The organism is Limnofasciculus baicalensis BBK-W-15 (assembly GCF_024178385.1).
In the GTDB taxonomy this organism is placed as follows: domain Bacteria; phylum Cyanobacteriota; class Cyanobacteriia; order Cyanobacteriales; family Coleofasciculaceae; genus Limnofasciculus; species Limnofasciculus baicalensis.
The window spans coordinates 1-8,829 of the sequence record NZ_JAMZMM010000258.1 but is presented as its reverse complement, the minus strand read 5'-3'; the positions used below and the strand labels follow the sequence as shown (position 1 = coordinate 8,829).

Below are 8,829 nucleotides of genomic sequence, written 5' to 3'. Positions count from 1 at the left end.
AGGTTTTTACGTCTTATACTGACCTATTAATTATATCATGGCAGACTCAAGTCTGGCAATGCCTTTCATCCCCGGACTCAAGTCACGGGGTTTTCAGGCTATTTTCTTATAAATTCAAAAATTTTGATTATATTGGCAAATTGCAACAAATCTTTATAATTTGGTTAAGAAGCTTTATACTACCAAAGGACACTACATAAGGAGCAAAGACTAACGATGTCGGAGGCCAGCAAGCCGCTGACAGTACCCAGAGAATTTCTGGGTCCTCCCGAAGACTTCAATCTGACGCTACTAATGTTCATAGTAGCGATCGCCTTAGTCGTCTTCTCGATTTGTGGCTACTGGTTGTGGGATTGGCCCAATCTGTGCTGCTTTTTCATTAACGTCCTCGCCTTGCACATGGCAGGTACGGTAATTCATGATGCTTGTCACAATGTAGCCCATAAAAATCGAGTGGCAAACGCTCTGATGGGCCACGGGAGTGCGCTGATGTTAGGCTTTGCCTTCCCAGTGTTCACGCGGGTACACATGCAGCATCATGCTAATGTTAATGATCCAGAAAATGACCCAGATCATTTTGTGTCAACGGGTGGACCTCTCTGGTTAATTGCAGCGCGCTTTTTTTATCACGAGATATTCTTCTTTAAGCGGAGACTGTGGCGCAAATACGAGTTGTTGGAATGGTTTCTGAGCCGAGCTTTTGTGGGAATTGTCATCTATTTGGCTTCTCAGTACGGTTTTTTAACTTACATCATGAACTTTTGGTTTGTGCCAGCATTAGTTGTAGGTTTGGCTTTGGGATTATTTTTTGATTATTTACCCCATCGCCCATTCGAGGATCGGGATCGCTGGAAAAATGCCAGGGTTTATCCTAGTCCTATCCTCAATCTACTAATTATGGGGCAAAATTACCATTTAATTCATCATTTGTGGCCTAGTATACCCTGGTATAAGTATCAGCCTGCTTATTATGCTACTAAACACCTTTTAGATGAAAAAGGTAGTCCTCAATCTTTGGGACTTTGGCAAGGGAAAGATTTTCTTGGTTTCGTGTACGATATCTTTTTGGGTATTCGTTTTCACGGGAAAAAGGCTGATGGGTAATGGTTATTTGTTGTTTGTTGTTTGTTGTTTGTGAGGAAAATAACAAACGATAAGCAACAACCAACGACAATTAGAGTTTGTAGGGTGGGCAATGCTCACCCTAATTTTTCCAGATATAGACAGGCAAGATGCCTGTCCTACGGGAGATATAGGAGGTTGCAGGTTTATGAAGTATACCCCAGAAACCCGGTTTCTTGAAGAAACCGGGTTTCTTTATACCTCACATACCTGAAAATTTCTGTATATATAGCAACCGCCACAGCGGTTAGGACAAGGGGCTTAAGCCCCTTGTTAAAATTCGGTAGTTGAGAATGCCTTAACACGGGCGACTGCTATAATAATAATAGCTAATACCAGATTCAAAAAAATAGCAATTAGCCATTAGCTTTTTCAGTAACACCTCGCTTTAGAAATAGCAACTTACGCTAATTTGGCAATTATCCAATTACGTTATTGTATATTTCTTCTAACTGAGCTGTATTCTGCTTGAGGTTAAATTTTTCTTCAATACGTTTGCGCCCAGCGATGGTAAAATGGTTTCGTAAGTTTTCGTTCTCAAGTAAAGTTAATATATATTTTGCGATAGCTTCCCAGTCTTTTTCTGCGGTTAAGAAACCTGTTTCTTGATGAATAATTGCTTCCGGTATACCCGCGTGTACGGAACTAACTACAGGTAACCCCATTGCCATTGCTTCTAAAATAACAATGGGCAATCCTTCTGATTCTCCTTGTGGGGTTGTTAAGCTGGGGGCAGAGAGTAAAAGAGATTTACTCATCCATTCTTTAACTATTTCCGGGGGTTGTACTCCCAGGAAGCGGTAGCGTTTGAGTGAAGTGGCGGCAAGATTTTCTAAATGGGAACGCAATACTCCATCGCCGATAATTACTAATTCTACATCGGGTATTTTGGCTTGGACTTCAGCCATGGCACGAATTAGGTATTCGCATCCTTTCTTCTCTACTAACCTGCCGACAAATAATACTATTGGCTCTCTTTTAATATTATTATTTTGGGTAAATTTATCGATATCTATACCGATATAGTGAACTTTTATTTTTGCTGATGGACAGCCTTTTTCTATTAATTTAGAGCGAATGAATTCAGAAACAGCAATGAAACAGTCAGCTTCTTGGAAAAGGCGATCGCGTTTTCTGAGGTAGAGTTCTCGGAAGAATTGTCCGCGTCTTTTCAGATAATCTAAACTATAATCATACCAGGTTTTTTTCTCGGCTAAATCGATATCAGCCGTAGCATAATATCCGTGAAAAGTGACAATTAAAGGTATGTTTAATTTCTTGGCTAGAGGTAGGGCTAAAACACCATCTAAACCAAAGTGAGCGTGAATTAAAGTGGGAGATAAGGCTTGTAGGTTTTTTATCCAAGTAGGATGACAGAATTCAGCTAATTTATAGGCGGTTTTCCAGAGACTAGGAGGAAATACCAAGTCACCGATAATAATAGTTCTATCCTGGGGGAGCATTGATGTGGCAGTGGGGAAGCGCGAAGTGCCAACGTAGAAACCTTGATAGGATGAAAAATGTTCCACTTGTGCGGGGATGAAAGTTTCTGAGTAGGAAATTAATTGGTCGCGATAGATGATTACCGTTTTCTTGGATTCCATGTTAATAATTAATTTAGCCCTAACTGTCGCAAAATTCCAGGAGCGTTATTCCTTAGATTAGACTTAAATTTTTGCATCAAACCCCTGTATATGTAACACTGGATTTTGGTTGAGCATTAGTCGCAACAAAGTTGTTCCCGAACGATCGCATCCGACTATAAAAGTTGGCTGTTCCATAGTTTATCCTTAACTTAAAACTAAATATTGCTTGCTTAGTTCTCAATAAATCAACGATCTCAACCGGTAAAAAACTTGCTCCAAGGAGAATCTTCAAACTTTTCTTTTAGCTCATAGTAGTTAGAAATATGTTGATAGACTGGATAAAGTAATCGAGCCGCTTCTTGGTGAATTTCAGGAGAAGGATAATGGAAAATCCTATCCTAAAAATCTGGGTAAAAGCATCAAAATTTGATTATCTAGTTCTGGTTTTAATAACATCTATCAAACTTTGATTGAGTAAAGTTCTACACTGGACGTTATTGTGTCTATTTCTGCCACCTCCAGTGATAATTAACCATTTACTAATTACATTAGCAATACAGGCATAGAGATTAGTTGGTAAGGATGCAAATTCACTCCAACGGTCTAGTTTAATGTCATAGACAGTAATTTTGGGAATCAGATCCGTATAATACTGAGAACCTTTAATTGAATGCTTCAATGCTAGAAAAATTTGTAGAGGAAAATCATCAATTAGCTTGTCATTTTCATGGGCAAATATATCAGTTAATTTTTCACTCAATAAATGGGGATTTTGATTGTTACGTCCGCCAATAATAATGATGTAATTATCTACTACAAAAGTTGAGGGTTCAAAATGAGACCTGGGTTCGGGCAAACTAGCCAACTCCAACCAAGTATCTTTTAGCGGATCGTAAACATGAACTGAATCAACATCTATGGGATTAGTATCGTGGCGATGCTGACCACCAATAGCATAGATTCTATCACTAACAGTAATACTAGAAACATGACCTCGCGGATTTGGTAGAGGTGCTTTTTCTACCCACTCCGTTCCCCCCTCCACTGGGAAAGACCAATGTTCTCCACAAGTAGTATCTCGGTCTGCTGCAAAGCCACCAAAATAATGCAGTTCGCCATCAATAATCTGGAGACCACCACCTGCGCGGGGTTGAGGTAGTGGGATACCTTCTTTCCAAGAATTGGCGATCGCATCATATTGCCAGACCGCATCTGTTGTGGGTCCAGGATGATTACCCACAAATCCACCAGCAAACCACACCCGCCACCCATCAAGAGCTGCATTGATATGAGTAATAGGAGTAGGCATTTCACCTAATTTAGTCCATTCGTTTGCTTCGAGATTATAGACAAATAAATCTTTGGTCGCTTGCCACCTAAATGTAAAGCCGCCAAAAATATAGAGTTGGTCGTTAATGACTGCAGTAGCACTTTCTAAGAGTGGGGTGGGAAGTGGAGCGCCAGTTTTCCATAATTTGTGAGGAATTGTCCAATTTTCTAATGTTTGTGTGATTGATACCATGATTTTTCCAACTAATCTTTTTAAGAAACTGAAAATTTAATTGTTTTTACTTCACTAACCTACAGTTTCAGTAGAGGCTGATCCAACTTTAATTTTTTGTGCATATTCTAACATTTTTTCTCTGGCTTTTTCCGTAGCTATCTTTAATTTAGTCTGGTCAATTTTCAATAACCGGACTTGGCGATCGGGATGACGTTGCAGCCAATAATCGAGATTTTTTTCTAGTTCAAAAATTGCCCTTTCAATTTGCTCTTCAACTGTTTTTTCTGGTAAAAATAAACGCTCCTTACATTTTGGTTGACATTCTATAAGTTGAATATGACAATGAGCTTGTTCACCAATATTAGTATCAAATCTTAGAATCTCATAGCCAAGAGCATGAAATATTAAAGACGGGCCTTCTGCTACTTTAAGAGTTTTCCAATAGACCTCCAGACCCACATTTTCAGCAATTTCAAAATCAACAACATTGTTTCTTATTTGATCTTTTCTTGACTTATATAGATGTTGTTTTTTGAGACGGCAGGCATACATATAGGAAAAAACAGAAGTTGCCAAATCACGAATAAGAGACATAGTTAATCTCCGTTTAATTAATAAAGGTATGAATATTTAGGAATCAATTTTACTATAGGAGGAAGAGCATCTTGCCAATAAACGCAAGCCTGTTTCTCTGGAGGCAGTTGTGCAGCGACAAGAGATAATTCTTCTCTAGATAAAAGATTTCTACCAGCTCGAAAAGGTTGATGGGGGCGACGACTTAAATAGCCAAAAGTAACTGCATGGCGAGAATATTTTGTGGGTGGTTTTCCACGATGATAGGAGTGAGCAGTATCTACAATAATTACAGTTCCAGCTTTTCCGGTATAAGTTGTTAACCAGTCTTGTTGAGGATTAGGTATTAGTTCTTCTATTTCTTGATGGTGAAAGAATTTGTATTTGTCTTTGACTTTTTTCAAGAGTAATGAACTAATTTCAGGGTGCATATACTGAAAAGGTCCACCATCATCATCTACATCGTTAAAGTAAATAATTATTTTAATAACTTTTCTGTCTTCATTGTCTATGTGCCAACGTCTAGTTGCCGTTTCTTTACCATTATTAAGACTTAAATGTGCCATGAATGTATCATAAGCAATTGGAGTACCGATGTAATTAGAGACAATACTGATTAATCTATCTTCAAGTCCCCAAGCAAATATTTCTGGATATTTTAGGAGATGTTCTAAATTAGACTCAATGGCGAATTTACTGCTTTTATTCTCAGATATTTTAGTAATTTCTGTCATTAGCTTATTTACAGCTTCAACAAATTCTTTTGTCCCTGGTATTTCCAGAGATTCCAAGGTGGTTATACAGATGCCTTCCTGTTTCAATGTCTCAATAATTATCCCATCACTGCCAGTGACTAATGGTAGCTGGCTATGAGAATTTTTGATATATTTTTCGTATTTAGGATAGAACAATTTGGACTCTAGATAACTGTTATTAACTAGAGATTGGGCTAGATTTGGAAGACTATTTCTCAAGAATTTCCGAATTGAATTTGTGTTAATCATGTTTTTTTTAATAACAAAAGACTCTAAGTTATGTTTTGCTTAATGTAGCATTTAAGATTTTTCTTGACTGAATTTTAGTATGAGTAAAAATTATTTTGAGCATCAAATTTAGGCGGTAAATTAACTGCGGATAATATTTCTGATATTCTTGATATTCAGGAAGCTGAAGAGCTTCATTTAAACTGGTGTAATTAATAAGTTGAGACAAGGAATTAGCCAAAAGCTGATCTGTAAAATATTGAGTTTCTGGAAATCTATTTCTGAGATAGTATGCAACTTTAATATATAATTTTGATCTCTCAACTCCAATATTTTTCTTAAACGCATAAGAATTATTCCCATGACTGCGATGAATAGCAAGTTTTTCTGGGGAAAGTATTCCCGGAGATAGATGAATTGCAGCTAACCTTAAAAAAGCATCGCTAGAAATAATAAATTGATCTGGCATTGGTAATATTTGCTTAATATTATCGCGTTTAAAACATAAACCTGTGGTGGCAGGAAACCAATATTTTAGCAATTGTCCTTTCAATATAATTTCTCGTAGGTCAACATATTCAAAATTTTTGATGCAATGGTTTTCGGATATTTTCAAAGGAAAATCTTTGATATTTACTTCTGCTAAATCATGAAAAATCCAACCTGCATTGGGGTATTGATGAAACAGATCAACGATTCGACTGAGCTTTTCTACTAAGTAATAATCATCAGCATCAAGAAAGCAAATTATTTGTCCCTTACTAGCTTGAAATCCTGCATTAAAGGCTGAGGCTTGTCCCCCATTTTCCTTCAAAACAGGGATAATTTTTTCTTCATAGCTACGAATAACCTCATGGGATTCGTCTGTCGATCCATCATCAACAACTATAATCTCAATATTAGGATAAGTTTGAGCTAAGGCGCTCTCTATAGCTTCTGGCAGAAATCTTCCGTAATTATAGTTATTAATAATAATACTAACCAAGGTCTCTTCTAATTTCATATTTAATATAAGATAAGACTTCTTCAGTACCTGTTATAGCAAGTAGTCGGACAAAATGAAATTCAGTAATGGAAGTATTAATCAGCACCCAAGCGGAAGACAAAATCCGAACCTTTTCTTCCCCATCTACATGACCCATTAATTGGACATTATCTGGCAAAGAATCTGGTTCCCAAGCCCCTTCTCCTTGAAAGTGAGGTTTACCCAGAAAAATAAACTCTACAGGGGGAAAATGGCGGGCTAATTCTACAAATAACCAAGGTCGTTTGTGCGGATCGAGACGGGCTAGAAATACTACAGTAGGATGTTCGCTCTTAATCACCTCACCTGGTTCAGGATCAATTATATTCGGTAAAAATGTAACTGTCAATGGTTGAACTCCGTAAGTCCCTAAAACTTTATCCTTTAAAAAAGGAGCAGGTGTAGCAAATAAAACCGGACGTTTATGCTTCACCCCTACACCTAAATATCGACTTTTGCAAGAGGTCTATTAAGTCGCGTTACTGTGTAAGTCCTATATCTATTTCTTTCTTCCCATCCAATTTATCCAAAAATAAAAAGGACTCAGGAAACTATATAAGAGAAATTCCCTCTCAGAAGCGGCAACAACATCTGTCGCAATTTCGTTGCCTTTTTGGAATGAGTGTAATATCAGCTTCCGACAATCATTTGCCATATAAACTGGAATCATAAATGGTCTTTCCCAAGATTTGTGTTTTAACATTCGAGTCCAATAACGACTTAATCCTATCCCGCGAAAAAACCTCAGTAAATAATCTCGTTCAAAACGACTTTTCGGTATCCGATGGTAAATCCGCATTTCCGGATTAAACCAAATCTCCCAGCCCGCTTTTTTAATATAAGATAGTGTCTCAATATCTTCCCCTTTTGCCGCGAGAGAATCTCCGATAGGACCTTGCAGAATTAGGGAGTCTGGAACATTTTCTAGCCAAGCTTCCTTACGAATTACTAACCCAGCACCTGGAGGAAATAATCCTAAACGACCATCGGGGTGAGAATTAAAGCAAATTAATTCCTCTCGCTCGATTATCGGTAAAAAATGAGCAATCCGTTCAAAATTCTGAGGAGGTTCGACTTCAAAATCTCCGTGAATTCGACTGCCATAAGCACCAGCTTGGGGATGTAATTTACCAAAGGCATAAGCAGAGGCTACCCAATTAGCAGTGGGGACGTTATCATCATCAAGAAAGCCAATTAGAAATCCTTGGGCTTCCTGAATTGCCCGTTTCCTCGCAAAAGATGCTCCCTGTTTGGGTTCAAAGTAATATTTAAGTGGATAAGAATTACACCAGTCAGACTGATACTGCTCAATAATTTTGGCTGTATTATCTGTACTGTTATTGTCAATAATAACAATTTCCCATGAAATATTATCTACACCTACCTGGGTTTTGAGTCGATCTAAAACTTCAGGCAGACGTTGTTCACCATTGTAGGTGCGAATAGCAACGCTGAAATCTACCATCATTGAATACATGACTTGATATACTTGTCAAGTTCATCCAAAATTCTGCCATCGGTTTACCGACGCAGGTGGTGAAGAAAAAGCCTCTATTGTGAGATTATTCCCTGATATTCACACCCTTTAACGGTGAAGGTTCAATTAAACTATTTGGAGAAAGAATAATTAGCCCCAATTGGTTTTATGAACATTCTCTTTCACTGTTGTAACAGCTACCTGAATCCTGACGCTATTATTATAATAATAAATGATATTTTTTTTACAAAACATTAGAATATATAATGTATGAACTATTTGGAGTTGATAATTGATGATTGAACTAAAAGAATCCTTACAAGCACACCTGACGCAATTGGTACGGGATCGCGATCCTTATCTTAATACTGCGGGACATTTCTTCGTGCAGCAATATATCCGCCAACAGTTAGAAGAATATGGGGAAGTAGAAATCCATGAGTTTCAGGTGCGGGGGAAAACTCATAAGAATCTGATCTTAAATCTACCTGCTAACCCCTCCCCTCAGAGGAGAGGGGAGCTGGATATCCCCGCATCCAACCCCTGTCTCTAATAAACAT

The 8,829-nt window shown here is 37.9% G+C and carries 9 protein-coding genes and 1 pseudogene; 2 read left to right on the top strand and 8 right to left on the bottom strand.

The window, feature by feature from the left end; genetic code table 11:
• Positions 1 to 216: 216 nt before the first annotated feature.
• Entirely contained in the window at positions 217 to 1,104 is an 888-nt protein-coding gene (crtR, locus tag NJ959_RS20950) for a beta-carotene hydroxylase (RefSeq protein WP_254013683.1), read from the top strand.
• Positions 1,105 to 1,541: 437 nt separating this feature from the next.
• On the opposite strand, the gene NJ959_RS20945 is transcribed toward crtR, so the two are convergent.
• The 8 genes from NJ959_RS20945 to hpsE all read right to left on the bottom strand — a co-directional run bounded on the left by NJ959_RS20945 (position 1,542) and on the right by hpsE (position 8,269).
• Positions 1,542 to 2,726 carry a glycosyltransferase gene (locus tag NJ959_RS20945; RefSeq protein WP_254013682.1) on the bottom strand — a complete coding sequence of 395 codons (1,185 nt, stop codon included), beginning with the start codon at positions 2,724 to 2,726 and terminating at the stop codon, positions 1,542 to 1,544.
• A gap of 63 nt (positions 2,727 to 2,789) precedes the next feature.
• Positions 2,790 to 2,903: a sulfotransferase gene (locus NJ959_RS30790; RefSeq protein WP_373693689.1), complete on the bottom strand. Its 114-nt coding sequence runs from the start codon at positions 2,901 to 2,903 to the stop codon at positions 2,790 to 2,792.
• 235 nt (positions 2,904 to 3,138) lie between these two features.
• Complete coding sequence (locus tag NJ959_RS20940; RefSeq protein WP_254013681.1) at positions 3,139 to 4,230, bottom strand: Kelch repeat-containing protein; 1,092 nt, start codon at positions 4,228 to 4,230, stop codon at positions 3,139 to 3,141.
• Positions 4,231 to 4,284: 54 nt separating this feature from the next.
• Complete coding sequence (locus NJ959_RS20935; protein WP_254013680.1) at positions 4,285 to 4,806, bottom strand: hypothetical protein; 522 nt, start codon at positions 4,804 to 4,806, stop codon at positions 4,285 to 4,287.
• Between the two features lie 17 nt (positions 4,807 to 4,823).
• A complete protein-coding gene (locus NJ959_RS20930) occupies positions 4,824 to 5,789 on the bottom strand; it encodes a phytanoyl-CoA dioxygenase family protein (RefSeq protein ID WP_254013679.1) in 966 nt (321 codons plus the stop codon).
• A 28-nt stretch (positions 5,790 to 5,817) separates the two neighbouring features.
• A complete protein-coding gene (locus NJ959_RS20925) occupies positions 5,818 to 6,771 on the bottom strand; it encodes a glycosyltransferase family 2 protein (RefSeq protein ID WP_254013678.1) in 954 nt (317 codons plus the stop codon).
• The gene (locus NJ959_RS20920) at positions 6,746 to 7,225 is read right to left on the bottom strand and encodes a glycosyltransferase family protein (protein WP_254013677.1); all 480 of its coding nucleotides are present in this window, start codon (positions 7,223 to 7,225) and stop codon (positions 6,746 to 6,748) included. Before NJ959_RS20920 ends, NJ959_RS20925 begins: the two co-directional genes overlap by 26 nt.
• Positions 7,226 to 7,291: 66 nt before the next feature.
• Positions 7,292 to 8,269 (bottom strand): hormogonium polysaccharide biosynthesis glycosyltransferase HpsE, encoded by a 978-nt coding sequence (hpsE, locus tag NJ959_RS20915; protein ID WP_309242678.1) that lies wholly within the window; start codon positions 8,267 to 8,269, stop codon positions 7,292 to 7,294.
• A gap of 298 nt (positions 8,270 to 8,567) precedes the next feature.
• Between hpsE and NJ959_RS20910 the strand changes: the two are divergent.
• Positions 8,568 to 8,780: pseudogene (locus tag NJ959_RS20910) on the top strand (peptidase M28); the annotation flags it as partial.
• Between the last annotated feature and the right edge of the window lie 49 nt (positions 8,781 to 8,829).

What these genes read in the sequence shown, in the direction of transcription:
- NJ959_RS20940 (WP_254013681.1), bottom strand. Translation starts at nt 4,230, where the DNA reads ATGGTATCAATCACACAAACATTAGAAAATTGGACAATTCCTCACAAA.
- NJ959_RS30790 (WP_373693689.1), bottom strand. Translation starts at nt 2,903, where the DNA reads ATGGAACAGCCAACTTTTATAGTCGGATGCGATCGTTCGGGAACAACT.
- NJ959_RS20945 (WP_254013682.1), bottom strand. Translation starts at nt 2,726, where the DNA reads ATGGAATCCAAGAAAACGGTAATCATCTATCGCGACCAATTAATTTCC.
- NJ959_RS20925 (WP_254013678.1), bottom strand. Translation starts at nt 6,771, where the DNA reads ATGAAATTAGAAGAGACCTTGGTTAGTATTATTATTAATAACTATAAT.
- NJ959_RS20930 (WP_254013679.1), bottom strand. Translation starts at nt 5,789, where the DNA reads ATGATTAACACAAATTCAATTCGGAAATTCTTGAGAAATAGTCTTCCA.
- crtR (WP_254013683.1), top strand. Translation starts at nt 217, where the DNA reads ATGTCGGAGGCCAGCAAGCCGCTGACAGTACCCAGAGAATTTCTGGGT.
- hpsE (WP_309242678.1), bottom strand. Translation starts at nt 8,269, where the DNA reads ATGTATTCAATGATGGTAGATTTCAGCGTTGCTATTCGCACCTACAAT.
- NJ959_RS20935 (WP_254013680.1), bottom strand. Translation starts at nt 4,806, where the DNA reads ATGTCTCTTATTCGTGATTTGGCAACTTCTGTTTTTTCCTATATGTAT.